Origin of the sequence: Hymenobacter sp., from assembly GCF_036387835.1 — a bacterium.
GTDB lineage: Bacteria > Bacteroidota > Bacteroidia > Cytophagales > Hymenobacteraceae > Hymenobacter.
Genome location: NZ_DASVSY010000040.1, coordinates 13,315 through 39,419, shown reverse-complemented (window position 1 = coordinate 39,419; position 26,105 = coordinate 13,315). Strand labels below are relative to the sequence as shown.

At 54.3% G+C, this 26,105-nt stretch carries 26 protein-coding genes; 21 read left to right on the top strand and 5 right to left on the bottom strand.

Annotated features, from left to right (window positions below):
* Window positions 1-94 precede the first annotated feature (94 nt).
* Window positions 95-1,144, bottom strand: coding sequence for a bifunctional diaminohydroxyphosphoribosylaminopyrimidine deaminase/5-amino-6-(5-phosphoribosylamino)uracil reductase RibD (ribD, locus tag VF639_RS07785; RefSeq protein WP_331145331.1), 1,050 nt, complete (start codon window positions 1,142-1,144; stop codon window positions 95-97).
* 162 nt (window positions 1,145-1,306) lie between these two features.
* On the opposite strand from ribD, the gene prmC reads away from it, so the two are divergent.
* The 7 genes from prmC to rfbA all read left to right on the top strand — a co-directional run bounded on the left by prmC (window position 1,307) and on the right by rfbA (window position 8,631).
* Entirely contained in the window at window positions 1,307-2,164 is an 858-nt protein-coding gene (gene prmC / locus VF639_RS07780; RefSeq protein ID WP_331145330.1) for a peptide chain release factor N(5)-glutamine methyltransferase, read from the top strand.
* Between the two features lie 219 nt (window positions 2,165-2,383).
* Window positions 2,384-2,977: an acyltransferase gene (locus VF639_RS07775; protein WP_331145329.1), complete on the top strand. Its 594-nt coding sequence runs from the start codon at window positions 2,384-2,386 to the stop codon at window positions 2,975-2,977.
* 82 nt (window positions 2,978-3,059) lie between these two features.
* Complete coding sequence (locus VF639_RS07770; protein WP_331145328.1) at window positions 3,060-4,355, top strand: nucleotide sugar dehydrogenase; 1,296 nt, start codon at window positions 3,060-3,062, stop codon at window positions 4,353-4,355.
* Between the two features lie 98 nt (window positions 4,356-4,453).
* Window positions 4,454-5,476 (top strand): UDP-glucose 4-epimerase GalE, encoded by a 1,023-nt coding sequence (gene galE / locus VF639_RS07765; protein WP_331145327.1) that lies wholly within the window; start codon window positions 4,454-4,456, stop codon window positions 5,474-5,476.
* A gap of 87 nt (window positions 5,477-5,563) precedes the next feature.
* Window positions 5,564-6,619 carry a dTDP-glucose 4,6-dehydratase gene (gene rfbB, locus VF639_RS07760; protein ID WP_331145326.1) on the top strand — a complete coding sequence of 352 codons (1,056 nt, stop codon included), beginning with the start codon at window positions 5,564-5,566 and terminating at the stop codon, window positions 6,617-6,619.
* Window positions 6,620-6,723: 104 nt separating this feature from the next.
* On the top strand, window positions 6,724-7,731 hold the full coding sequence (locus tag VF639_RS07755; protein ID WP_331145325.1) for an SDR family oxidoreductase: 1,008 nt from the start codon (window positions 6,724-6,726) through the stop codon (window positions 7,729-7,731).
* Between the two features lie 21 nt (window positions 7,732-7,752).
* Window positions 7,753-8,631 (top strand): glucose-1-phosphate thymidylyltransferase RfbA, encoded by an 879-nt coding sequence (gene rfbA / locus VF639_RS07750; RefSeq protein ID WP_331145324.1) that lies wholly within the window; start codon window positions 7,753-7,755, stop codon window positions 8,629-8,631.
* Window positions 8,632-8,718: 87 nt separating this feature from the next.
* Here the strand turns inward: rfbA and chrA are convergent, their stop codons facing one another.
* Window positions 8,719-9,876 carry a chromate efflux transporter gene (chrA, locus tag VF639_RS07745; protein ID WP_331145420.1) on the bottom strand — a complete coding sequence of 386 codons (1,158 nt, stop codon included), beginning with the start codon at window positions 9,874-9,876 and terminating at the stop codon, window positions 8,719-8,721.
* A gap of 576 nt (window positions 9,877-10,452) precedes the next feature.
* On the opposite strand from chrA, the gene VF639_RS07740 reads away from it, so the two are divergent.
* On the top strand, window positions 10,453-11,214 hold the full coding sequence (locus VF639_RS07740) for a LytR/AlgR family response regulator transcription factor (RefSeq protein ID WP_331145323.1): 762 nt from the start codon (window positions 10,453-10,455) through the stop codon (window positions 11,212-11,214).
* Between the two features lie 12 nt (window positions 11,215-11,226).
* Here VF639_RS07740 and VF639_RS07735 read toward each other — a convergent pair whose 3' ends face one another.
* A complete protein-coding gene (locus VF639_RS07735; protein WP_331145322.1) occupies window positions 11,227-12,930 on the bottom strand; it encodes a PAS domain-containing hybrid sensor histidine kinase/response regulator in 1,704 nt (567 codons plus the stop codon).
* Between the two features lie 30 nt (window positions 12,931-12,960).
* A complete protein-coding gene (locus VF639_RS07730) occupies window positions 12,961-13,635 on the bottom strand; it encodes a hypothetical protein (RefSeq protein ID WP_331145321.1) in 675 nt (224 codons plus the stop codon).
* Between the two features lie 824 nt (window positions 13,636-14,459).
* Between VF639_RS07730 and VF639_RS07725 the strand changes: the two genes are divergently transcribed.
* The 7 genes from VF639_RS07725 (at window position 14,460) to VF639_RS07695 (ending at window position 19,177) form a co-directional block, all read left to right on the top strand.
* Window positions 14,460-15,143 (top strand): carboxypeptidase-like regulatory domain-containing protein, encoded by a 684-nt coding sequence (locus tag VF639_RS07725; RefSeq protein WP_331145320.1) that lies wholly within the window; start codon window positions 14,460-14,462, stop codon window positions 15,141-15,143.
* Between the two features lie 208 nt (window positions 15,144-15,351).
* A complete protein-coding gene (locus VF639_RS07720; RefSeq protein ID WP_331145319.1) occupies window positions 15,352-16,359 on the top strand; it encodes a Brp/Blh family beta-carotene 15,15'-dioxygenase in 1,008 nt (335 codons plus the stop codon).
* Between the two features lie 54 nt (window positions 16,360-16,413).
* The gene (locus tag VF639_RS07715; protein WP_331145318.1) at window positions 16,414-17,226 is read left to right on the top strand and encodes a bacteriorhodopsin; all 813 of its coding nucleotides are present in this window, start codon (window positions 16,414-16,416) and stop codon (window positions 17,224-17,226) included.
* A 20-nt stretch (window positions 17,227-17,246) separates the two neighbouring features.
* Entirely contained in the window at window positions 17,247-17,813 is a 567-nt protein-coding gene (locus tag VF639_RS07710) for a hypothetical protein (RefSeq protein WP_331145317.1), read from the top strand.
* Window positions 17,814-17,851: 38 nt separating this feature from the next.
* Window positions 17,852-18,229 carry a hypothetical protein gene (locus VF639_RS07705; RefSeq protein WP_331145316.1) on the top strand — a complete coding sequence of 126 codons (378 nt, stop codon included), beginning with the start codon at window positions 17,852-17,854 and terminating at the stop codon, window positions 18,227-18,229.
* 105 nt (window positions 18,230-18,334) lie between these two features.
* Complete coding sequence (locus tag VF639_RS07700; RefSeq protein ID WP_331145315.1) at window positions 18,335-18,757, top strand: hypothetical protein; 423 nt, start codon at window positions 18,335-18,337, stop codon at window positions 18,755-18,757.
* 45 nt (window positions 18,758-18,802) lie between these two features.
* Window positions 18,803-19,177 carry a hypothetical protein gene (locus VF639_RS07695; protein ID WP_331145314.1) on the top strand — a complete coding sequence of 125 codons (375 nt, stop codon included), beginning with the start codon at window positions 18,803-18,805 and terminating at the stop codon, window positions 19,175-19,177.
* A 121-nt stretch (window positions 19,178-19,298) separates the two neighbouring features.
* Here the strand turns inward: VF639_RS07695 and VF639_RS07690 are convergent, their stop codons facing one another.
* Complete coding sequence (locus VF639_RS07690) at window positions 19,299-20,276, bottom strand: isopenicillin N synthase family dioxygenase (protein ID WP_331145313.1); 978 nt, start codon at window positions 20,274-20,276, stop codon at window positions 19,299-19,301.
* A gap of 137 nt (window positions 20,277-20,413) precedes the next feature.
* On the opposite strand from VF639_RS07690, the gene VF639_RS07685 reads away from it, so the two are divergent.
* From VF639_RS07685 to VF639_RS07660, 6 genes are all read left to right on the top strand, one after another.
* Window positions 20,414-21,241 (top strand): hypothetical protein, encoded by an 828-nt coding sequence (locus VF639_RS07685; protein ID WP_331145312.1) that lies wholly within the window; start codon window positions 20,414-20,416, stop codon window positions 21,239-21,241.
* Between the two features lie 226 nt (window positions 21,242-21,467).
* Complete coding sequence (gene kaiC, locus VF639_RS07680; RefSeq protein WP_331145311.1) at window positions 21,468-23,207, top strand: circadian clock protein KaiC; 1,740 nt, start codon at window positions 21,468-21,470, stop codon at window positions 23,205-23,207.
* A 7-nt stretch (window positions 23,208-23,214) separates the two neighbouring features.
* Window positions 23,215-23,553: a circadian clock KaiB family protein gene (locus VF639_RS07675; RefSeq protein ID WP_331145310.1), complete on the top strand. Its 339-nt coding sequence runs from the start codon at window positions 23,215-23,217 to the stop codon at window positions 23,551-23,553.
* Window position 23,554: 1 nt separating this feature from the next.
* A complete protein-coding gene (locus VF639_RS07670) occupies window positions 23,555-23,884 on the top strand; it encodes a circadian clock KaiB family protein (RefSeq protein ID WP_331145309.1) in 330 nt (109 codons plus the stop codon).
* Window positions 23,877-25,580 (top strand): ATP-binding protein, encoded by a 1,704-nt coding sequence (locus VF639_RS07665; protein ID WP_331145308.1) that lies wholly within the window; start codon window positions 23,877-23,879, stop codon window positions 25,578-25,580. The genes VF639_RS07670 and VF639_RS07665 overlap by 8 nt, the downstream gene beginning before the upstream one ends.
* Before the next feature lie 115 nt (window positions 25,581-25,695).
* The gene (locus tag VF639_RS07660; protein ID WP_331145307.1) at window positions 25,696-26,100 is read left to right on the top strand and encodes a response regulator; all 405 of its coding nucleotides are present in this window, start codon (window positions 25,696-25,698) and stop codon (window positions 26,098-26,100) included.
* The last annotated feature ends 5 nt before the right edge of the window (window positions 26,101-26,105 follow it).

Below are 26,105 nucleotides of genomic sequence, written 5' to 3'. Positions count from 1 at the left end.
TGGTGCAACAGCGCGAATATAGTTCGGCCAGCCTGCATAGCCATTTAGCTGGCTGCTTGCCCTCGTAACTCGTTGTTGGTCAACTCCTGCCTCACTACCTGTGCCCCCCGTTCACATACACAAAGAGCTCATCATCGCCTAGCTTTCGATGTTCGCGCAGGCCGCTGAGGCCAGGCTTGGGGGCGAGTACGCCGCCCGCCAGCCGCCGCGGGTTCCGTAGCACCCGGATTTCGTCCCACAGGCCGTCTTTCATCAGCGAGTTCAGCACGGTAGGCCCGCCTTCCACCAGCACCGACTGCACGTTGCGTTGGTGCAAGCTGCTCAAAATCTGCGGGAACAAGTCTTCCGCTTCCGATAGCATCACGTAGTCTAGGTGCTCCTTGTTGGACTTTTCGCGGTAGGTGTACACCACGGTAGGCTGCTTGCCGTCGAAGAGGTGATGGGTGGGCGGCAAGCTCAGGTTTTTATCGATGACGACACGAATGGGATTGGGGCCGGGCCATTCGCGCACGTTTAGGTGCGGATTGTCATGAAGGGCGGTGCGGGTGCCTACCAGAATGGCCTGTTCCTCGGCTCGCCACTGATGCACCGCCACGCGGGCCAGCTCCCCGCTGATGGGCACTGGCTGAAAGTAGGGGCCAGCCAGGTAGCCATCCGCCGTTTCGGCCCACTTCAGCACCACGTAGGGCCGCTTCTTTTCCTGCGATGTAAAAAAGCGCCGATTCAGCCAGCGGCCTTCTGCTTCCAGCAGCCCCGTCTCGACGTGGATGCCAGCAGCGCGCAGCTTCTCCAGGCCGCGGCCGGCTACCAGCGGATTAGGGTCGAGGTTACAAACCACTACTTCGACCACTCCTTTAGCTACCAGCAAGTCGGCGCAGGGCGGGGTTTTGCCGTGGTGGGCGCAGGGCTCAAGGGTCACGTAGACGCGGCTTTGGGGCAGTAGGGTTTCGTCGGCTACGGCGGCCAGTGCGTTTACTTCGGCGTGGGGCCCGCCGTATTGCCGGTGCCAACCTTCTCCAATAACGCGGCCTCCGTGCGTAACTACGCAACCTACCATAGGGTTGGGGCGGGTATGACCGATGCCAAGCCGGGCCAAATCGAGGGCGCGGCGCATCATGAGGTGGTCGAAGGGAGAGTAAGACATGGACAGAGTGGGGCAGGAGAGTAGGATAAGCGAAAGTAACGCTAAGCGTTGGCTTGGCGTACGAGCGAAGCGGGTTTCCTCTGGTTTCTATGCGCCGCTGGTGCTGCCGCATAGAAACTCGTTGTGCTGTTGCGGAACGGATTTCCGCGTTACTTTCGCCTGATGTCTACGCTTCGCCAACTTTCTCTCACTCTTGCTTCGTCGCTGGAAGCCGTTTATCCCGCGTCGGAAGCCGACAGCATTGCTGGCTTGGTGCTGGAGCATTTGCTTGGCGTTACGCCGTTGCAGCGCCGGATGCAGGCGCAGGAACCCGTGCCCGAAGAAGTAGAAGAGCAGTTGCCAGCGCTGCAAGCCCGCTTGCTGCAGCACGAGCCGCTGCAGTATGTGCTCGGCGAGGCTTGGTTTATGGATATGACGTTGGAAGTCACGCCCGCCACCCTCATCCCGCGGCCCGAAACCGAAGAGTTGGTGCAGCTCATCATTCAGGAGTGCAGCGAGGTAGACTCTGTGCTGGACGTGGGCACGGGTAGCGGCTGCATTCCGTTGGCGCTGTGCCGCGCCTTGCAGCCCACGCAGGTTACGGCCGTCGATATTTCGGCCGAAGCCCTGGCCGTAGCCCGCCGCAACGCCGTGCGCTACGGCTGTGAAATTGACTTTCAGCAACTTGACATCCTTAAGGAAACACCGCACAGGATACTTCCGCACACCCTGGATGTGCTAGTAAGCAACCCGCCCTACGTGCTGGAAAACGAACGGGCCTCGATGCGGCCCAACGTGCTGAACTTCGAGCCGGCCACGGCTCTCTTCGTGCCCGACAACGACCCGTTGCTGTTTTACCGGCGCATTGCGGAGCTCGGCATTATGCTGCTGAAGGCTGGAGGTAGCTTGTATTTCGAAATCAACGAGCAATACGCCAACCAAACCGTAAGCCTCTTGACCGGGCTAGGCTACACTGCCGTAGCAGCCCGCCCCGACATATTCGATAAAGAGCGGATGGTGCGCGCTACCTGGCCGCGTTAACAAGCTCAGAGGCAAGATACACTAGAGCAAGATACACTAGAGTTAAAAATGGTATCTAAGCCAGCGCCAATTGACTCTAAAAAAGTTGTATTCGAGCTGAATGATAAGATAACCTGCATTAGCTAGCTAAATAGGGCCTAAACGCGAAGCTTTTCGTTGGAATTTCGTGGCAAACTCCTAAAAGCTCTACCTTTGCGGGCTGAAAACCAACGCCCGTCTATGCCCGATACGTTGCCCTACTTTGCGCATCCCACCGCCGTCATCGACGACGGATGCCGCATTGGAGCAGGCAGTCGTATCTGGCACTTTTGCCATCTTAGCGCCGGTGCTGAGTTGGGCGAAGGATGCAGCTTAGGCCAGAATGTGTTTATAGCAGATGGGGTGCGGTTAGGCCGAAATGTGAAGGTGCAAAACAACGTCAGCTTGTATAGTGGAGTGGAGTGCGCCGACGACGTGTTCATCGGTCCTTCCGCCGTATTTACGAACGTGCTCAATCCCCGCGCCGCCGTGGTGCGCCGGCACGAGTACCAAGCAACGGTGTTGGCGCGTGGGGTCAGCATTGGCGCCAACGCTACTATCGTGTGCGGCGTGCAGCTCGGCGAATATGCTTTCGTAGGAGCCGGCTCGGTGGTTACGAAAGACGTGGCGCCCTACGCGCTGGTGTACGGCAACCCCGCCCGCCGGCGCGGCTGGATGAGCGCGCACGGCCACCAGCTTGCTTTCACCGAAGCCGGCCAGGCCACCTGCCCCGAGAGTGGGGAACAGTACTTGCTAGCCGACGGGCAGGTTCGCCGCGTTGGCCCCGATTCATAATGTTTCTGGTTGCTGGTTTTCGTTGCTAATTGGCAATTCCAGACCAAGACTCTACGTCCTTAAGATCCTAAGACCCTCATCCGTGTACGAGCAACTTATTCAGAAACAAGCGAAGCTGGCCGTTATCGGCCTTGGGTATGTGGGTTTGCCCATTGCCCTCGAATTTGCCCGTAAACTGCAGGTAATTGGTTTCGACATCAATGCCAAGCGCGTGGAAATGATGCGCAACCACATCGACCCGAGCGGCGAGCTGGAAACGCAGGATTTCGAAGGCTGCGACATCACCTTCACCGATTCGCTGGACGTGCTGCGCGAGGCCACGTTCTATGTAGTGGCCGTGCCCACGCCCATCGACGAGCACGCCCAACCCGACCTCAAGCCCCTACTCGGCGCCTCTACTTCGGTGGGCAAGGTGCTCAAGAAAGGTGACTACGTGGTGTTTGAAAGCACCGTGTACCCCGGCTGCACCGAGGACGACTGTATTCCGGTGATGGAGAAGCTCTCGGGCCTGAAATTTCACGAGGACTTCAAAGTGGGCTACTCGCCCGAGCGCATCAACCCCGGCGACAAAGAGCACACGCTCTCCACCATCGTGAAAGTGGTAGCCGGCTGCGACGACGAGTCGTTGGACAACATCGCCAAAACCTACGAGCTGGTGGTGAAAGCCGGGGTGCACCGGGCCAGCAGCATCAAGGTGGCCGAAGCCGCCAAAATCATCGAAAACACGCAGCGCGACGTGAACATTGCGTTGATGAACGAGCTGTCGATGATCTTCGACCGAATGAACATCAACACCTACGAAGTGCTGGAAGCGGCCGGCACCAAGTGGAACTTCCTCAAGTTCTCGCCCGGTCTGGTCGGCGGCCACTGCATCGGGGTTGATCCGTACTACCTCACCTACAAGGCCAAAGAGCTAGGCTATGATGCCAAGGTGATTTTGAGCGGCCGGACCACCAACGACAACATGGGCGCGTACATCGCCCGCAAAACGGTGCAGATGATGATTCGCCAAGGCAAGGACGTGGCCCGTAGCCGCGTGCTGGTGATGGGCGCCACCTTCAAGGAAAACGTAGAAGACATCCGCAACTCCAAAGTCGCCGACGTTATTCAGGAGCTAAAGAACTTCTCGGTGAACGTAGACATCGTCGACCCGCACGCCAGCTCCGACGAGCTACACCACGAGTACGGTTTCCGCCTCACGTCCGCCACCGAACTGCGCGACGACTACGACGGCGTGATTGTAGCTGTTAGTCACGCACCCTACGCCACCAAAGACGAGGCATATTTCCAGTCGATTACGTCAGAAAACGCGGTGCTGATTGATATCAAAGGTCTGTACCGCGGCAAGATTCAGCAGATGCAGTATTGGAGTTTGTAGGTTGAATTGTTGAATTGTTGAATTGTTGAATTGTTGAATGTTCTAAGAGTTTAAGAACGAATAACCATTTAACAATTAAACCATTAAGCCATATAAAGATGCGTACGAAGATTCTGGTCACTGGGGGAGCGGGGTATATTGGCTCTCATGCCGTTGTAGAGTTGTATGAGGCTGGTTTTCAGCCAGTAATAGTCGATGACTTCAGCAATTCGCAGGAGTCGGTGCTGGCCGGTATCGAGGCTATTTTGGGTGTGCGGGTGCCGAGCCACAACATCGACTGCAACGACGAAGAAGCTTTGCGGGCTGTGTTTGCCGAGGAAGGCAACCTGCGCGGCGTTATTCACTTTGCTGCTTTCAAAGCAGTAGGTGAGTCGGTACAGAAGCCGCTGGAGTACTACCGCAACAACCTGGTTTCGTTGCTGACGCTGGTATCGGTGATGCGCGAATTTGGAGTGGAGGCATTGGTGTTTTCGTCGTCGTGCACGGTGTATGGAGTGCCCGATGCCTTGCCCGTCACCGAGTTGACGCCGACCAAAAAGGCCAGCTCGCCCTACGGGGCTACCAAACAAATGTGCGAAGACATCCTCACGGATATTGCCGCCGCGCCTACCAACAAGCTTCGCACAATTCTGCTGCGCTACTTCAACCCAATTGGGGCGCACGCCTCCGCGAAAATCGGGGAGTTGCCGCTCGGCGTGCCGCAAAACCTGGTGCCGTTCATCACCCAAACTGCCGCCGGTATTCGCGAGAAGCTGACCATTTTCGGCGACACCTACGATACGCCCGACGGCACCAACATCCGCGACTATCTGCACGTGGTAGACCTGGCCAAAGCCCACGTGGTAGCCGTACAGCGCCTGCTCGACCAGAAGGGTGAAACCCTCGAAGTGTTTAACGTAGGTACCGGCCGCGGCAATAGTGTGCTGGAAGTGGTGCACGCTTTCGAGCACGCCACCGGCACCAAGCTCAACTACAGCATCGGTCCTGCCCGCCCCGGCGACGTGCCCGCCATCTACGCCGACGTCACCAAATCCAGGGAAGTGCTCGGCTTCCAAACTACCTCCACGCTGGAAGAAGCCTTAGCCAGCGCCTGGAAGTGGCAACAGGGTTTGAATAATTAAATGGCTGAATTGTTAAATGGTTGATTGTTTTGATAGTATGCTGAATAGTCAACCATTTAATTATTTAACAATGCAACAATTAAATAAATGAAAATCATTATCACCGGCGGGGCCGGCTTCATTGGGTCGCACGTGGTGCGCTTGTTCGTAACCAAGTATCCTGAGTATCAGATCCTGAACCTGGATGCGCTGACGTATGCGGGCAACCTGGAAAACCTGCGCGACATCGAAGATGCGCCCAACTACCGGCTGGTAAAAGGCGACATCACCGATCAAGCCTATGTCGATCAGCTGTTTGCCAACGAGGAGCCGGATGCGGTTATTCACCTTGCCGCTGAGAGTCACGTCGATCGGAGCATCACCGACCCGCTGGCGTTTGTGAAAACCAACGTGCTCGGCACCGTGAACTTGTTGCAGGCTGCCAAGAACTTGTGGAAGCCACTCGGCTACGAAGGCAAAATCTTCTACCACGTCAGCACCGATGAGGTGTACGGCTCCCTGGACTTTGGTCCGGAGATGTTTACGGAGGAAACTTCCTATGATCCTCGCTCGCCTTATTCGGCCTCCAAGGCTGCGTCCGACCATTTTGTGCGGGCTTGGCACCACACCTACGGCTTGCCCATCAAGCTCAGCAACTGCTCCAACAACTACGGTCCCAACCACTTCCCCGAGAAGCTGATTCCGCTGGCCATCCACCGCATTCAGCATGGCCAGCCCGTGCCGGTGTACGGCAAAGGCGAAAACGTGCGCGACTGGCTGTTCGTGAAAGACCATGCTACCGCCATTGATGCCGTGTTTCACAAAGGCAAAGTCGGTGAAACCTATAATATTGGCGGCGTAAACGAGTGGGCCAACCTTGAGCTGATTCACTTGCTCTGCGACACGCTCGACGAGAAAACGGGCAAGGAAAAAGGCACCTCCCGCAAGCTTATCACCTTCGTAACGGACCGCGCTGGCCACGATTTGCGCTACGCCATCGACAGCAGCAAAATCATGAACGAGCTAGACTGGAAACCCTCGGTCACGTTCGAAGAAGGCCTCTCCCAAACCGTAGACTGGTACCTGGAAAACGAAGCCTGGCTGCAAAACGTGACCAGCGGCGCTTACCAGGATTACTACCGCACCCAATACGCCAGCCGCTAGGCGTCAATTCTGAATTATGAATTCTGGATTATGAATTGTTCTGCGTTACGGGCTCAGTGCAAGCCATAATTCAGAATTCATAATTCATCATTCAGAATTAAATAATGTACGATATTCCTTTTCACGACCAGCCGCTCAATAATCTTGCTTTTTTGGTGACAGGCGGGGCCGGTTTTATCGGTTCTAATCTGGTTGAGTATCTGTTGAAATACGGTGCCAAAGAGGTGCGCGTGCTCGACAACTATTCCAACGGCTTCCGCAAGAACGTGGCCTTGTTTGACGGCAATCCGGCCTTGCGCGTTATCGAAGGCGACATCCGCGACCGGCAAACTTGTATTGACGCCTGCCAGGGTATCGACATTGTACTGCACCAAGCAGCTTTAGGCTCGGTACCGCGCTCCATCAACGACCCCATCACCACCAACGACGTCAACGTGGGCGGGTTTGTAAATATGTTAGTCGGGGCGAAGGAAGCAGGCATCAAGCGGTTCGTGTACGCCGCGTCCTCTTCCACCTACGGCGACCATAAGGCACTGCCGAAAGTGGAGGACCGAATTGGCAAGCCTCTTTCGCCCTACGCGGTTACCAAATACGCCAACGAGCTGTATGCCGACGTGTTTGGAAAAACCTATGGTATGGAAATCATTGGGCTGCGCTACTTCAACATCTTCGGCCCACGCCAAGACCCGAACGGCGCCTATGCAGCAGTCATTCCACTCTTTATTGATGCGGTACTGGAAGGCAAGCCGCCGCGTATGAACGGTGACGGCGGTCAGACTCGAGACTTCACCTTCGTAGAAAACTGCGTGCAAGCCAATATCAAGGCGGCCTTAGTGCAGAATCCGGAGGCCGTGAACCAGGTCTACAACATTGCCGTGGCCGACCGTACTTCCCTCAACGACCTCTTCAACATCTTGAAGGAAGAAGCCGGCTCCACCATCACCCCCGAGTACGGCCCCGACCGCCCCGGCGACATCCGCGACTCGCTGGCCGACATCAGCAAGGCCCAAACACTGCTCGGTTACGATCCTCAAATTCGCATCCGGGAAGGCCTGCAAGAAACACTGGCCTGGTTTAAAGCCAATGAGGAGTTTATTGCAGTTAGAAATTAGTTGGTAATTCAACCATTCCACATGAAAGGCATCATCCTCGCCGGCGGCTCCGGTACCCGATTGCACCCGCTTACCTTGGCTGTTAGTAAGCAGCTCATGCCCGTTTACGACAAGCCGATGATCTATTATCCGCTGTCTATTCTGATGATGGCGGGCATCAAAGACATACTTATCATCACCACGCCCCACGACCAGGCACAGTTCCAGAAGCTGCTCGGCGACGGTAAGAATTTAGGGTGCAACTTCCAGTACACTATTCAGGAAGTGCCTAACGGACTGGCCCAAGCCTTCGTCTTAGGTGCTGATTTTATCGGTGACGACAAGGTAGCGCTAGTGCTCGGCGACAACATCTTCCACGGCGAAGGCATGGAAGAGCTACTGAAGTCCAACAATAACCCCGACGGAGGCGTGGTATATGCCTACCACGTGCACGACCCGGAACGCTACGGCGTAGTGGAGTTTGATGGAGAGAGAAAAGCCCTAAGCATCGAAGAGAAGCCTAAAGAGCCGAAAAGCAACTATGCCGTGCCCGGCTTATACTTCTACGACAACGAGGTCATTCAGATAGCCCGTGACCTGAAGCCTAGTCCGCGTGGCGAATATGAGATTACTGACGTCAACCAGGAGTATTTGCGGCGCGGAAAGTTGAAAGTAGGCATTCTCGGCCGGGGCACCGCGTGGCTCGACACGGGCACGTTCGAAAGCCTGATGCAAGCCGGTGAGTTCGTGCGGGTATTGGAGCAGCGCCAGGGCTTGAAAGTAGGTTCCATTGAGGAAGCTGCTTACCGTCAAGGTTTTATCAATGCCGACCAGCTGCGTAAAATCGCTGAACCTCTACGCAAGAGTGGGTACGGCGACTATTTGATGCAGCTACCCGGACACTTGGTGGTGCAAGAGTAAGTCAGGTATCAGGAGCTGTAAGCCAAGAAGCCGCAAACAACAAACCCTACGGTTGTTGCTTGCGGCTTCTTGGCTTATAATCCTTAACTAATTGAACAACGCTCCCGCCAGCAAGCCGGCGGCTACAATGGCGTAAGAAGGCACTTTCTCCCAAAGCAGAAGCAGAAACGTTGCGCCGATAAGACCGAGGTTAATAGGTGTATCGGGCAGGGGATGGTAGAGCAGGAACACGGCCGCACATACGAGTCCCGCCGATACAGCATTTACGCCCTCCAAAGACGCCTTGACCACGCGGTACTGCTTGAGCTGGTCCCAAAACCGAATTAGAAAGAAGATGAGTAGTGTACCCGGCATGAAAATACCGGCCGCGGCCACCAAGCCGCCTAGTATCTGACCTCCTACGCCATATTCACGCATAGACAAGGCCCCGATGTAGGAAGCGAAAGCGAAGTTGGGACCGGGCAAAGCTTGCGTGAGACCGTAGCCGGAGAGAAACTCGGGAGCAGTAAGGTAATGCTTGAACTCCACGAACTCGGCAAACAGCAAGGGCGCCAGCACCTGGCCGCCCCCAAATACCAGGGAGCCGTTGCGGTAGAAGTTTTCGAAAAGCAGCACCGGTAAGGCGCGGGTATAATGCCCTAATATGGCCGCTCCGACGAGCACCCCGAGCCACAGCACGAAGTTGGCCCATTCAATACGCAATGGCTGCTTGTCAGCAATAGGGGTGAGCTTGCGGTACCGAAACGTAGTGACTAGTCCACCGCCTAGCAGCAGCAGCGGAAGTATGGTTGGTAGCTGGAAACGATAAGCCAACAGAGCCGACGCCGCCATCAGCGCTACTGATGTCTTGGTATGAATGACCTTTTCGGCAATTTTATAAGCCGAATACGCCACAAAGCCTACAGCTATGGGCTGAATGTACTGCACCAGCCCGGCCACCTGCTGCTTGTCGAGGTAGCTCATGGCTAGGCCGGCGGAGGTCATGATGGCGACGGCCGGCAGCATCCAGACGAAGAGCGTCAGATAGGCCAGATTAGGGCCACCTAACCGAAAGCCGATAGCAGTAATTGTTTGGGTGGAAGTGGGACCGGGCAGCAACTGGCACAAAGCCATTATTTCAAGCAATTCAGCCGAGGTCAGATACCGGCGCTTGTCCACTAGCAGCCGGAGCATCATGGCTGTGTGTGCCTGTGGCCCACCAAAAGCAGTACAAGCCAAGGCGGCTACGTCCTTCAGGAATATGATCCCCCGTACTCGACGAGTGCGCCGCCCACGGCCGCGTGGCGGACTGAGTTTGACTTCGGTGGGCGGCGGCGCAGACGGCGAGGGAAACACTGGCAGAATGGTGGGTTCAGGTGGTCGGATTGGGGGCTCAGCTGCGGTGATGAGAGTAAGTACGCAAAAAAATGTTGTCTACTTCCAAGAGCTAATTGTTTTTTAACAACTGTGGAGGCACATTTTTATGCAATGCTAAAGGAGCCAAGAGCCTAGGGAAAGATAAAGTTAAGCACTTCCGGTCCTCCTACTCGACGAGAACCGCTAACAAGTACCTCTCATCAGCAACCACGATCAACTATTAAGTTACTTCTATATGCGGTAAAGCTTTTGGACGGTTCCGGCCGGTGTTGTGGCCTTTCCAGACAATGCTTTCAATAAAGGCTATGGAATAAGTAATAATTCGTGGATCAGCAGTAAGCTCAACAGTAATATAAGTATATAAATATGAAGAATTTTTAAACATCTTTAAGGAGTGGTTTCTTTTTACATGCCCGTATCTATCTGATAACCTAAAGATCAAAACTCGCTGCGCCTCTTACCCTATTGCCTAATAAATTAATTTTCATGCCATTAAATCCTTCCATCTTCACCTGCGTCATTATTGAAGACAATGAGATTAACCGTCTGACCCTCGAGCACTACGTGAGTATGCACGAGCAACTCAGCTTAGTGGCTTCCATAGGAAGCGGTGTGGCGGCATTAGAATTTTTCCGTGGCGGTGGGCAGGCCGATTTTATTCTGCTAGATATAGAAATGCCACATTTGAATGGGCTCGAGCTTATTCGTTTGCTACAGGAACCCAAACCAGCTGTGGTCTTGGTTACTTCGCATTCAGAATTTGCAGTGGATGCCTTTGACCTGCAAGTTGTGGACTATGTGATTAAGCCGGTAGCGTATGCGCGGTTCTGCCAAGCCGTATCGTTGGTGCTTAAGCGACTACAGGTCCCGCCCGTTTCCGCCAGCACAACCATCGATAATAACCTGTCAGCCAATGGCACCGACTTGTTCGTGAAGGTTCAGGGCAAACTAATGCGCATCAACTTTAGCGAAGTGCTTTATATCGAGGCGCTTTCTACTTATGTAGTGCTAGTTACGGCAAAGCAGAAGTTCATTGTTGGAGGAACGCTCAAAAGCATTGAGGCGCGGCTGCCATTTCAGCATTTCGTGCGCGTACACCGGTCCTATGTCGTCAACCTGCATCGTGTCGATGCAATGGAAGATAACCGTTTGCGCTTGGGAGCGCACGAAGTTCCGGTGGGGAAGTCTTATCAAGAGGAATTCACGTTGCGCCTGCGCGCGCTGTAGCTTAACTTACTGCTAGGTCTGCGTCAGAAACGAGCGAACAATGCGCTGCACGAAAGCGTGGTTGCCCCGTGCTGTTTCATAGAGCCCTGCCAGGTTGTAGAATATAACCCGGTTTTCAATCAGCGCGACCAGCTTCTGGTACAGTTCTGCTTCCTCGTAAGACTTAGTCAAACAGTCGTTCATGCCGGCTGCCAGGTACCGCTCCCGATCCGCCAGAAAAGCGTTAGCAGTTAGTGCCAGAATGGGCACTTTGGCGTGGTGCGCTTTCGATTGCTGCCGGATTTGCAAGGTCGCCTCTACGCCGCTCATGTTAGGCATTTGAATATCTATTAGGATGGCATCGTAGGAATGCTGGCTTGCCAGGGTTACAGCAGTAACGCCTTCTTCCGCTTCTTCCACTCCCCACTCCGACAGTAGCAGCCGGAGTATCGAGCGGTTAATTCTGTTGTCTTCTACTACCAGCACGCGCCGCCCACGCAGAGCGCCAGTATCAAAAGAAACTCGGCGCACAGGGGCATTTACGGCAGTAGCCCGTGGCAGTGTCACCACAAACCGGAAGGTGCTGCCTTGCCCCAATGTGCTATCTACCGTCAGCTGGCCATCGAGTTGGTTGACCAAAGCCCGGCAAATGCTTAAGCCGAGGCCGGTACCGCCAAACTGGCGCGTGGTATCGGTGCTGGCCTGCGTGAAGTCTTGGAAAATATGCTCTAGTTTGTCGGCTGCAATACCAATACCAGTGTCGCGCACACTATACTCGATTGTAAGATGGGTGGTAGTCTCGCTCAGCACGACGCCCTTCACATGAATGCTAGCGCCAGCAGGAGTGAATTTTATAGCGTTGGAAAGCAAGTTGATCAACACCTGATTGAGCCGATGCGAATCGCCTAACACCCAAGCACTAGCACAACTCTCTTGCAACCGGGTGCTATAAAACACAATTCCTTTCTCAACAGCCTGGACGATTAGTGGTTCGATGGCTTCACTCAGCGAATGACAGAGGTTGAATACCTTGTGCTCTAGCTCCAGCTTGCCCGATGTAATCTTGGCCATGTCGAGCACATCATTGAGAATACGCAGCAAGTGCTGACCCGAAGAAGAAATAACATCCAACTGCTCTAGCTGCGGCGGAGTTAGCGGCGTTTTAGCTAATTGCCGAGCCATTCCGAGTACCCCGTTCATAGGAATGCGAATTTCGTGGCTCATGTTGGCCAAAAAACTCTCACGCGCCCGTACAGCTTCTTCGGCGGCTTCTTTAGCACGCTTCAATTCTCGCTCGGCCCGCAAGCGTTCCGTCACATCTTGGCCGTATACGATTACGTAGGAAGGCTGCCCGGATTCGTCTACGCGGTAGCTTTGGTAGAGCAAATGGTGAACCTGGTTTTCGGGCGTTTGAATGGTAAAGATGCCTGTTAGCTTCTGCTGAACTGAAATTTGGTTTAAGTAAGGAGCTATTTGAGAGGCGTGTTCGGCCGGCATAAAGTGCCCTATAGTTTTGCCCTCAATCTCACTGGCTGTAAGCTGCAGCAGATTTGTCAGCGTAGGATTGGTCGACAGAATTTTACCTGTTGCATCATGCGTGAAAATGACTGCCGGGGAATAAAGGATAAGGTCCCGATACTGCTTTTCGCTGCGCTCCAGTGTTTGGCGGGTAAGCATGATATCCGTAATGTCGGTGCATTCGCCAAGCACGTACAGGCAGCCGTCGGAGTGCTGCAAAGGCCGCTGCACGGTTTGCAGCCACTTCTCTTACCCTGAAGCCAGCATGTATTTTGTTTCCTCGGTAATCTCTTTCCCCGATGCCAGCACCCGGGCATCGCTCTGGCGAGTTGCTTTTCGACTGTAGGCTTTGGCTTGCTGCAAAGACATGCCAACTGGCACTAGCAGTTGCTCGAGCTCCCGCATGGCTCTGTTTTTGAACAGGTATTGCCCGTCAATACTACTTACAAAGACAGCGCGGGAAGTGGCCTCCAAACCTTCTTGGTACAGTGCCTGATAGTCACGCAGTTCGGCTTCTGCCTCCCGTTGGATCAAGATGTCAAACAAGTAGACCGTAACGTATTTTTCAATCGGATAAGGCACTACGCAAGCAGCAAAGTAGGAATTGCCTACCGTTACCTCATAACGTACTTCTGTGCCGCTGCTCAGGGCAGTGGCCGTTGCCTGGCGCAGTGGCCGTACTATTTGCCGCTGCTGAAGCTTAGATGTAATCTTCCAGCATTGGCGGCTAGCCGGGTTTGCATACACAAACTTAGCTTGGGAGTCGAGCTGAACAATAGGATTAGGGTTTTGCTCGGTGATTTGCGCTTGAGGCTGCGACAAGGCAGGGCTTCGTTCCTGCGTTACGTCTTGGTAGCTGAACAGCTCAATTGGGCCCGCATCTCCGGAGGTGTCAGGCAGTACAGCATAGCTCCAACTCAGCATTCTGCCATCTCTTAGCTGAAGCCTTTCGCCTGAGACAGGTTGCTGGGTGGCCCGAACGTGCGCCAAGCGGCGAGTATATAGGTGTTGTTGCTCAACTAGTGCAAGCAGGCGCTCGGTTAGCAGCCAAGCCGGCTGGCCTATCCAGTAGAAGGTAGCGGCAGCCGGTTCTAATAGATCAACAAGCCGGCAGTACCATTCGTTGACCGAAGTGATAAGGCCATTATTACCAATAAGCAGTACCCCACTAATAAGACTATTGGTTATTTGTACGAGTCGGTGTTCGGCAATAGCCGCTCGCTTCTCTGCGTGACGCAGTGCTTGCTCTACCTCGTTTATTCGATGCGAAGAAACAAGAGCGGTGGGCGAAAAAGAAGGTGAGTTGGCAAGCATGAAAGAACGGGATACCTGATGAAGTAGGTAAATGACGCCCTTGGAATCTTACAATACTATTTTTTGTGCTGAATCGTCTTCTTTTTGAGGTGAAGAGATGTTCTGGCAGGGTGGATGATACTAGGTTCAGCTGAAAGTGAAGCCTTACACAACTTTTTCCAAAATCGAGACGAATTCAAATGAGTTAGCATTGGACTTCTCATAAAAGTCCTTGAAATGCACTATAGACGAGTTTAATTTTGAGAAAGACTGATTCTTTTTGAAAAAACTTGATTTACGTTCGCTGCAAATTAGAAGCTGTTTGCTGTAAAAATCCATACATACGGATTAAATCTAATTCAGGATCGTCAGAAGAGAATTACTCTTGTAACGTCAATGAGCAGTGTACAGGCTTGGCGACATTGTCCTATTCTCTCTTATCAAACCTTAACAACATGGTTCTATCAGCTTCCCCTTTCGACGCGAAAACCGGCGCACTGATGCCGGTGTATCGCGACGCTTATTTAAGGGGTGATTTATCACGCGAGAATACCGCGTTGGTAGATGCTTACTTAAAGAAAAACGCCTCCCTGGGTGACCAAACCTGGCAGCGTTTCCATGCCATGCAGCAGGCTGGCGAGCAAGTACAGGCCGTAGGCTGGGTACAGCGCCAGTTCGACCTCATCCGGACCGAGCCACAACGCTTTCGTCGCCGGGCAGGTACGGTAGCTACTGGTATCGCTCTGATTGGCGGTACCGTGTTTGCCGGCACCAACTTGCCCAATGCCAATACGGAAGCGTCCGCAGAATTAGTTGCTTCGACTGAAGCTGCTAGCTCCGCATCGTCCTTGCGTATGGTAACTGTGCGCGGCCGCATCCTCGACGAAAATGGCCGTCCGCTAATTGGCGCCACGGTTATGGAAAAAGGCAGCGCCCGCGGCGTAAGCACTAATGCTAACGGTGAGTACGTAATGGCTGTGCCAGCCAACAGCGCTGCCACACTGTCGTACGACTACAGTGGCTACACGGGCGATGAAATTCAGGTACGGGGTAACCGCACCGAGAACGTAACGCTTGTGCCTTCTGAAACCGCCCCAGCCAAGCCAGCTAAGAAAGCTAAACGCTGGCTTCTGTTCTAAGCAGGCCGAAACCTAACCGACATCTGCCAGTGGCAGTTCGAACACACTAGCCTACGTCGGTGGCTGCAGCTGCGCCTGCCTTACGGGCGTACTCTGTTCAACATTACCAAGTAGGCAAGAGCAGCCTGCGCTGCTCTTGCTTTAGCAGCCTCCCGATTGAGAAGCTCACTACCCGTTGATACTGCTTATTCTATAACCACTTAGTGCCGTGTTATATAGCTATGCAATTGTTGGTATTGTAGTGCTTATCGGGTTTGTTTTCCCGGCAGCCACCACAAGCCTACTGCCCCTTCCTCTGCTAGCTGGAATGGTGGTACTTGGCATCGCACACGGCGCCTGCGACCATCACGTGATTCCGGCATTGCAAGCCGCTCCTCAACCAACTGGTTGGGTAAAGCTAGCCCGGTACTGGTTGCACTTCCTGACTACCTACTTAGGCCTAGCGGCCGTGGTAATCATGTTGTGGTGGTGGATTCCGACCGTAGCCGTAGCCGCATTCTTTTTGCTTACGGTGTGGCATTGGGGTTCAGCCGATGCGCCCATAACAGGTAGTCGGAGCCAATGGATCTTACACAGTGTGCTTCGCGGATGCTTTTTATTCGCCGTGCCGGGAGTCGCCCAGCCGGTTGCCACCGCCGACCTCATCAATGGATTGCTCACGTTTGTAGGGGCTACACCCGTGTCGGATACCATGTTTACGGCCGGCGTTAGCGGCCTGTGGCTGGTGTTGAGTGTAGGCTTTCCTGTTCTCTGGCTGCGGTATCTGTTGCAAGATCGGGTCGATCGGGTCACGGTTGATGTGCTGGAAACCATCCTCTTGGGTGCAATGCTGGCCGCACTGCCCCCGGTTTTCTCAAGCGGCGTGTACTTCGTGTTTTGGCATAGCCTCCAACACGTGCGCCGGCTTAATTATATGATGGGATACAAGGAAGGCAACACTTCCGGGCAGCCCTTAATAGAAGCTTCGAAGTTCTTCGGTCGGCGAGCCTGGCCGCTGTTGCTGCTGAGCGTTCTAGCCCTGCTTGGCCTATATGGCTGGTGGGGCCAGCACGCGCCCCTGGCAACTTTCTGGCTCCCACTGGCTCTGATTTGTGCTTCTGTCGTTACGCTGCCCCATGCTTTACTCGTGACCCTGGTACTGGATGCTGCTGAGTGGCGCCGTGCGCCTGGGCTGGTTCCGGATGCCGGTCCAGAAAATAGGTTGAGTATCATTTAAAGCGCAAGCTGCCATCTATATACCTGCCATCCAGCTACTTCCTTGCTTTTCGTTATGTTTCCAATATTACTCTTACAAGCGCCAGTTCATTCGGAGTACTACCTTCCCAAGGGCGACGTGGTGGGCTTCACCTTCTTCGTGAGCACCTTTGCTTTGCTGGCGGCGGCTCTGTTTTTTCTGGCTGAGCGCAACAATGTGCCCCAGCAGTGGCGCACTTCCATGACCGTTGCCGGCATCATTTGCCTTATTGCTGGCGTCAACTATTTCTACATGCGGGGCCTGTACCTGACCACAGGGGAGTCGCCTACCCAGTTTCGCTACATCGATTGGGTGCTGACTGTACCAATGCTGGCCGCGCAGTTCTACCTGCTGCTGAGCCGGGCCGGTGCTAAGATGAGCTCCCTCTGGACGCTGGTTATCGGGGCCTTGTGGATGATTGCTTTCGGGTATGTGGGCGAAGTGTCCACCACGGGCCATCCTATGCTTTGGGGTTTCGTCTCGACGTTCGGCTACGTGGCCATCGTGTACGAAGTGTGGTTCGGACGTTTGGCGAAGGTGGTAGACAAGTCGGACAACGAAGAAGTGGTGCAGGCCTTCAATTACCTGGGCTACTTCGTCCTGATCGGCTGGGCCATCTATCCGCTTGGCTATATGATGCTGCCTGGCAACCTGCTCCAGAACCTGCACCTGGACATGAACCTGGTCTACAACTTTGGTGATGCCATCAACAAGGTAGGCTTCGGGCTGGTGGTGTATTCCATGGCTCGCCGGGCACAGCAGCAGGCCATAGCCAGTGCCGCGCCCACCTACGTGGCGCCGGTTTACGCAGAGCCAGTTGTCGCAGAAATTCCTGAGCCAGTTTACTAAGTGTTTGTCTTCTAAGTGCCATGCTTAACCCCTTTCGACCTAAAACTGTAAAAACACGGGAGCAGTTGGCGGCGGAACTGGAAGCTGAACAACAGGCTGCCGCCAAAGCTGCCAGCGCTAAGACGGATACCTTATCACCGGTCCAGGCTGTCAATGAGATGGTAGCAGTGGCCACCGCCGTAGCAAAATCTGCCTTGCCAAGAGCTGGCAAAACCTTCGATAGCCTAGAGCAGGAGCAGGCCCAGACAGCCGTACAGAGCATGCTACTCGATTTGCCCGAACTCTTAGGTGTCGCCATTATCGACATCGACAGTGGCCAGCCCATAGCCAAACACGCTTACGCAAAGGATTTTTCGGTGGGCCGGGCGGCCTCTTGTTACGCGAACATAGTTAAGCAGCAGCGCCTGGCTCTGGCCGCGCTGGAGCTTCCCGACGAGCAACTCGAAGAAATACTAATCACGCTTAATCAGCAGCTCCATCTGATCCGGGTAATCAACGACACCAAATGGCTGCTGTACCTATCAGTTAATCAGAAAGATACCAATATAAGTGTAGCTCGCGAAGTATTGCGCAGCCACTCAGTTTAAAGCATTTCACTCACTGTTTTTCTCTTTTTACACCTGTTATGGCCTACTCAACTTCTACCCCCGCCGGCCAAGCCGTGCAAAACATCATCGACGAATTGCCCGGCCTCGTGGCAGTTGCAATTGTGGATACTTCTTCCGGTATGGCCTTGGCTAGCCATTCCACTACCAGCCTCAACCCCGAAACGGCAGCGGCTTACAACACTGAGGTAGTAAAGCAAAAGCAGAAGGCCATGTCGGCGCTGAAGCTGACCGACGAGCGCATCGACGATATTCTTATCACGCTCACCACCCAGATTCATTTGATTAACCTGCTCGGCGACGGCAAAAAATTCGTGTACCTGGTGGTAAACATGCGTGATACCAACCTGGCTATTGCCCGCGACGTGCTCCGTCGGCAAGTTGATGTGTTCATATAGCACGCGTTTCAGCCAGTAGCTGATTTCCTCCTGCGCAGCTAATTGCGCATTCAGTATCAAACTCATTGGCCTGTTTAAGGCCGCGTCACTCTCAAGAGTTACGGAATGAAATTCTCCTATCTAGGTCGGCCCATCATAAATAAGATAACGGGCAAGGCTGTTGGCCTCCAGCGCGAAAGAACGGACACCGTGGTCAGAGGGCTACTGCAAGCCATTCCTGAACTGATAGCCGCGTCCGTCGTCGACATCAAGTCTGGCCGCACGTTATCGGCCTTCACGTCGACCAGCAGCTTCGACCCCTACAAGACCAACATGTACAATGTAGAGGTCATTGGCAAAACGTACAAAAGCCTGGCAAACTCCTGGCTGTCAAACCAAGACCTCGACGACATCATCATCGTCCTCGACCATCAGTTTCACTGTATTCGCACCATGAACCACGGGCAGTGGTACTGCTACCTGGTTGTTGGGAAAGCAGAAACCAACCTGGCCATCGTCAAGGACATCATGCGCAAGCACACTCGTTAATCTTTAATTTTCTACTTTTTCCAACCCCCATTTTTCAAAAGTTTTATGTCTAACGCTCTTCTCGCTCCTGCTCAAACTGTTCAAAACATCCTGAAGCAACTGCCCACGCTATTGGCGGTGGCCGTTGTTGAAACCGAAACCGGAATGGCTTTGGCTTCGCACTCCAACATGGCTGACTTCGATATCGAAACGGCTGCTGCTTACAACACCGAAGTGGTAAAGCAGAAACTGAAAGCTATTTCGGCTCTGAATCTGAACCAGACTATTCAAGACATCCTGCTCACGCTGACCGACCAGTTCCACCTGCTCAAACTGTCGGCGGACGGCAGCAAGTTTATCTACCTCGCAGTAAACGCCCGTGATACCAACTTGGCCATTGCTCGTCAGGTAATGAAGGCCGAAACCAACGTGCTCAAGTAGTCAAGGCACGAGTTTAGGTTTCAAAAGCAAGACCCGCTGGCAATTGCCAACGGGTCTTGTTTTTGAGCCTGAACTTATTGTCTATTACATGAGTAGGTAGCAAACTGCTCACTTACATAAACTACTTCTTCTTCAAACCTAGCTCGATCAGCCGCTCGTTCAAGAATTCACCGGCTGTAATGTCCACTTCCTTCTTCGGGTTGTCGGGCGTTACGCAGCTTTCGAGGGCGGCCAGGCTCATTTCCGAGCGCGGGTGCATAAAGAAGGGCACCGAGAAGCGCGACGAGTTCATCTTCTCGCGGGGCGGGTTCACAACGCGGTGAATGGTGCTCTTGAGTACGCCGTTGGTGAGGCGCTGCAGCATGTCGCCGACGTTCACCACAATCTGGTCGGGGAGGGCGGTGATGGGAATCCACTTGTCGTCGCGGCGCTTCACCTGGAGGCCGTCGGCGCTGGCACCCATCAGCAGCGTAATCAGGTTGATGTCGCCGTGCTCGGCAGCGCGTACGGCGTCGGCCGGTACGGCATCCGGGTTTTCGATGGGGAAGTAGTGAATAGGACGCAGAATGCTGTTACCGTTGCGTACCTTATCGTCGAAGTAGTTTTCGGGCAGATTCAGGTACAACGCAATGGCGCGAAGTACGTCTTTGCCGGCTGCTTCCAGCGTGCGGTACGTGGTGAAAGTGCTCTTTTGAAACGAAGGCACTTCCTCGGGCCAGATGTTGGCAGGGTATTCCTTGCCAATGGGGTCCTCAGCGTCTTCCACCTCCTGGCCGACGTGGTAAAACTCTTTCAGGTCGCCGGTGTTGCGGCCTTTAGCGTGCTCTTTGCCTTTGCTGATGTAGCCACGCTGACCAGCCAGCTCCGGGTTCTCGTAGCGCTGCTTACGATCGTCGGGCAAGGAAAAGAAAGATTTTACGTCGGCGTAAAGAGCCTGGGTCTGCTCTTCGGTGAGGCCGTGGTTCTTGAGAGCCACGAAGCCAATGCTCTGGTAGGCTTCGCCGAGTTGCTGTACGAAGCGGGCTTTGCGCTCGGGGTCACCAGAACGAAAGTCTGCGAGGTCGAGGGAGGGAATTTCTTCCAGCAATTTGTCTGCCATCTTAGAAAATTACTATACTTTTGAACAATGAATGCGTATGCGCAAGGTACTCAAAAAACGAACGTCGTTTTGGCGCTGTCGGTTCTACCACCTCTAGCTTAACAAGTCAATTTCTAAACATTTTTCTCATTCTTTTTATGCAAGTTTCTACTCGGCTTTTAGGTTCTCTTCTCCTGATGGGACTAGCGGCCTGCGACGCAGCCAAACAAGTTACCGAAGCTACTTCGTCGACTACTACCTCAGCGCCAAGCACTATTTCGCCGGCCAGTATCGAGAAAAACGGGCTGCGCCTGACGCCCTTCTTCGACTCGCCCAAATACCCAACGGCGCAGCTGCGCTTGGCCACTCCGGCGGCCGGCTCAACGGTGCCAAGCGGGGCCGTGTCGTTCAAGTACGAGACAACCAACTTCTTGCTGACCAAGATGAGTGGCGGCATGCACGCCGAGGACATGGCCAACTCCATGAAGGGGCAGCATATCCATAATATCGTCGACAACGAGCCGTACACGGCGCACTACGAAACCAGCTTCACCAAAAACCTGGTCGATGGGCAGCACGTAGTGCTGTCGTTTCTGTCGCGCTCTTACCACGAGAGCCTCAAACACCGCGGCGCCTACGATTTGCGCCTCGTAACGGTGGGCAAACCAGTTGCCGGCGCGCCAACCTTCGATTTAAAAGCGCCGCACCTCTTCTACAGCCGCCCCAAAGACGTGTACACCGGCAAAGACACGCAGAAAGTGATGCTGGATTTCTACCTCGTTAACACCACCATCGAACCTGGCGGCACGCAAGTACGCGCCACTGTCAACGGCAATGAGTTCATGCTCGACCAGTGGGCCCCTTACGCCATGGAAGGCCTGCCGATGGGCGAAAATACCGTGAAGCTGGAACTGGTAGATGCCGATGGAAAGTTAATTCCGGGGCCGTTCAATTCGGTTACTCGCAGCTTCTCGCTGCAGCCTTAGTGTCAATAATTTAGCATTCAACACCTGGCAATAAGGTCTAGGTTTTGCAGGTGCCTGCCCCCGGTTTTTTAAAAAAGCCGGGGGCAGGTCTGTGATAGGACGGTACCTTTGTTAACAGATGAGGCTGTATTTTGCCAAGTGAGTTGAGCAACTCGTCTGAATCAGGTTAATCTACGTAGTACTGACTTCCGCAACGTTGGGTGCGGAATACTCTATTATTTTGTTTATGCAAGAAAATCCCACTGCCTCGTCGGGGCTTGCCGCGCTGCCGAAAGCTCCCACGGGTATTGAAGGCCTCGATGAGATTACTGCAGGGGGGCTGCCGCAAGGGCGCCCAACGTTGATTTGCGGCAGTGCCGGGTGTGGTAAAACCCTGATGGGCATCGAGTTCCTGGTGCGTGGGGCGCTTGTCTACAACGAGCCAGGAGTGCTGATGGCCTTCGAAGAAACCGCCGAAGAGCTAGCTGCCAACGTGGCCTCGCTCGGCTTCAACCTGCCCGAGTTGCAAGCCCAAAAGCTTTTGCGCGTCGACCATGTACACATCGACCGGTCGGAGATAGAAGAAACCGGAGAATACGATTTAGATGGCTTGTTTATCCGCTTGGGATACGCCATCGACACAATCGGCGCCAAGCGGGTGGTGCTCGACACGATTGAGTCCCTCTTCTCGGGTTTCCCCAACGAAGCCGTGTTGCGCTCCGAGATTCGGCGTTTGTTTCGCTGGTTGAAAGACAAGGGCGTGACAACCGTAATTACGGCCGAGCGCGGAGAAGGGTCGCTCACCCGGCAAGGCCTGGAGGAGTACGTGTCAGATTGCGTGATTCTGCTTGATAACCGGGTTATCGACCAGATTACCACCCGCCGCCTGCGCATCGTGAAGTACCGCGGTAGCACCCACGGTACCAATGAGTATCCGTACTTGATTACTGAAGATGGTATTTCGGTATTGCCTGTAACGTCGCTCAAGCTTGAGCACGAAGTTTCCGACCAAATCGTGTCGACGGGCGTTGCGGCTCTCGATGAAATGTTTGGTCGGCGCGGGTTTTACGCTGGCAGCAGCGTGTTGCTAACCGGTACGGCGGGTACCGCCAAAACTACGTTGGCCGCCGCTTTTGCGCAGGAGGTATGCCGTCAGGGTGGGCGTTGCCTGTACTTTGCCTTCGAAGAGTCGCCGCAGCAGCTTATCCGCAATATGCGCTCGGTGAGCATCGACCTGCAGACGTATGTCGAGAACGGCCAGCTTGTAATCGAAGCTTCCCGGCCTACGCTCAACGGGTTGGAGCGCCACCTGGTCACCATCCACAAGATGGTGGGGGAGTTTAAGCCAACAGCCGTCATCATCGACCCGATCAGCAACCTCATCAATGTCGGGAATGTAACGGAGGTGCGGAGTATGCTGACGCGCCTCATCGATTTTCTGAAGGTAAACAGCATCACGGCCTTGTTTACTTCCCTCATCAGCGGTTCCATGCAGATGGATACCACCGAGGAAGGCGTCTCGTCGTTGGTGGATACCTGGATCAGCGTGCGGGACCTGGAAGGTATTGGCGAGCGAAACCGGGGGCTTAGTATCCTGAAATCGCGGGGCATGGCCCACTCCAATCAGGTACGGGAGTTCATTATCACCGATAAAGGCGTTCAGCTGCTGGATGTGGTGGTTGGGCCAGCGGGTATCGTGACCGGGGCCAGCCGCCTAGCCCGGCAGCTGCAAGAGCAGGCGCAAGCCGTAGCCGCGCAGCAAGAGCTGGAACGTAAAAACCGGGAGCTGGAGCGCCGGCGGCGGGTGCTGGAAGCAACCATTGCGAACCTACGCACCGAGTTCGAGTCGGTGGAAGAAGAGTTTCGGCAAATAAACAGCCAAGAGCACGACCGCCACCAACCGAATACCAGCGGCAAAGCAAAAGCAACGCCCGCTGCGCCCGCCGGTGATGAGGCGGCAACGCCTGGTTTGCAACCTAACCTGTAGCCTTTTTATGGACATGGACACTGAACCAACCAACCCCGATCAGGGCCTCAGCGAGGATTATTGGGAGCTGCGCTTATACGTGGCCGGCCAAACCACGAAGTCGGTAGCCGCTTTGGCCAACCTAAAAAAATATTGTGCGCAGCACCTCCAGGGCCGTTATCAGCTCGAGGTTATCGACTTGCTGGTGAATCCGCAGCTGGCCGAGGGCGACCAGATTTTGGCCATTCCCACGCTGGTTCGAAAAGTGCCCGTTCCTATTCGCAAAATCATCGGTGACCTGTCCAACGAAGAACGGGTATTGGTGGGGCTTGATATACGGCCGGCTGGCGACAAGGTAACCCGCTAGTATGGAGCCCGATGAATATCCACCCGAAGGCGGCGCCGAGTACGTGCTGCATCTCTACATTACCGGTGCTACGCCCAACTCCACGCGAGCAGTGCGCAACATCAAAGAAATTTGCGAGTTATACCTGAAAGGTCGGCACGAGCTGCTGATTGTTGACATCTACCAGCAACCCGAACGGGCGCAGGGAGAACAGCTTATCGGCATTCCAACTCTCATTAAAAAACGGCCGGGCCTTGTCCGACGGCTGGTCGGCGACTTGTCGGACCGGGCGCGGGTGCTGGCGGCCCTGGGGCTCCCCCCGCTTCCGCCTAGTGACTCTACCAATGGTTGATTCTTCATCTTCTTCGCTGGAGCTAGCTCGTGAAAACGAGGACTTGCGTCATCGGCTGCAAGAAGCCGAAGATCTTATCTATGCCGTGCGCACCGGAGCTGTCGATGCGCTGGCCATTCAGAGCCCTGAGGGGCCGCGTATTTTCACGCTGCAAGGGGCCGACGAAGGCTACCGCACCCTCATCGAGCAGATGAACGAGGGGGCCATGCTGCTCAACCACGATGGCACTATTCTGTATTGCAATGCCTGCCTGGCTGGTTGGCTGCAACGGGGACTGGAGGAGGTAATGGGCGGCTCGTTTGCCGATTTCGTGCCGGCAAGCTTTCAGGCGTACTGGAGCGCCTTGCTGGCACAGAGCTGGACCGGTCACGGCAAGGGCGAGTTACCGCTGCAAACTAAAAACGGGGCCTTGCTTCCGCTTTCATTATCACTAAAAGTGCTGACTTTCAACGAGGCATTGGTGGTAGCCGTCATCCTGACTAACCTCTCGGCGGAGCGTGAAATCAAAATTATTCAGGCGTTGGTTACCGAGCAGAATGCAGTAATCAGCCGCAAGAACGAAGAGCTAAGGGTGCAGGAAGCTGCCCGTCTGGTGATAGAGCAGGCCGCTGCGGAGGCCAATCGTATGCTGGAAGGCATTCCGCAGATTGCCTGGACGGCTAACCCCGCGGGAACTACCACCTACTTCAACCGCCGTTGGTTTGACTATACCGGACAGCAAGCGGGGCTCACGCAGCATTTTCAGTGGCAGCCCTACCAACACCCCGCCGACGCCGATGCCGCCGCCGCGCGTTGGCAGGAATGCTTACGCTCGGGAGAAGTGTTTGAGGCGGAGTTTCGCTTGCTCAACCACGCCGGTCAGTACCGCTGGATGCTGAGCCGGGCTCTGCCCTCGCGCAACCAGCAGGGCCAGATAATCGAGTGGATAGGTACGTGCACCGACATTCACCAACACAAGTTGGATTTGGAGCGTATCGACTTAGCTCAGAAGCAGCTGCAGGAAAACAATACGCAACTCACCCGGGCTAATGTCGACCTCGACAACTTCATCTACACGGCCTCGCACGATTTAAAGGCGCCCATTACCAACATCGAAGGCCTGTTGAATGCCTTGCTGCTAGAACTGCCCGACCAAGGCCAGGAGGTACGCCCAATCATGAACATGATGCAGGATTCGGTGGACCGGTTTAAGCGGACTATCGAGCACCTAACCACTATCACCAAGCTGCAAAAAGAAACCGACCAGCCTACCGCTTCGGTCGACTTGGTGCGGCTGATTGAGGAAGTACGGTTGGATTTGTTGCCGCACATCAACGAGGCCGGCGCTTACGTGCAGGTGGATGTGCAGGAATTGCCCATGCTGTCCTTCACGGAAAAGAACTTGCGTAGCATTATCTATAACCTGCTTAGCAACGCCGTGAAGTACCGTGCGCCCGAGCGGCCTCCCACTGTGCAGATTCAATGCCGGCCCGACGGTGAGTACGCCGTACTTATAGTGCAAGACAACGGATTGGGAATCCGCCTGACCAACAAAGAAAAGTTATTTGGCATGTTTGAGCGCCTGCACGACCACGTAGAAGGCAGCGGTATGGGGCTCTACATTGTCAAGAAAATAGTAGAGAATGCCGGCGGGAGAATTGAGGTGGAAAGTCAACTGAATGTTGGCTCTACTTTCAAGGTTTACTTGCGAAGGTGAGGCAGGGAAGCCGGCGCAACGAAGAACTGGTCTGGCTTCCTACCCGAAGTTCAAACAAAGCCAACGTACTACTCCTGCTTTTCAAGGAGTTCCTCATTAAAAGCAGAGTTTTACCATGCCCAAACTTAGTTGCACCTTACTGGTTGATGACGACCAGACTACCAATTATCTTAACCAGCTGCTTTTGAAGCGGCTAAGCGTGACCGATAAGCTACTGGTAGCGCTCAATGGCGCCGAAGCCCTGCAACTGCTGCAAACCCATAGTCAAGAGGCAAGGGAAAGCCAGCCCATGCTGGTTTTTTTGGATGTAAAGATGCCAGTCATGAATGGCTTCGAGTTTTTGGAAGCTTACGAGCAGCTGCCGCTGCCTCACAAGCAGGCCATTATCATTGTGATGCTGACCACTTCTTTGCACCCGCAGGATGTAAGTCGCCTGGAAAAACTGCCTATTGCCGGCTTTCTAAACAAGCCCCTGACCAAAGAGAAAGTGGAGAATGTCCTGCGTGCCCACTTCGAATAGCAAGT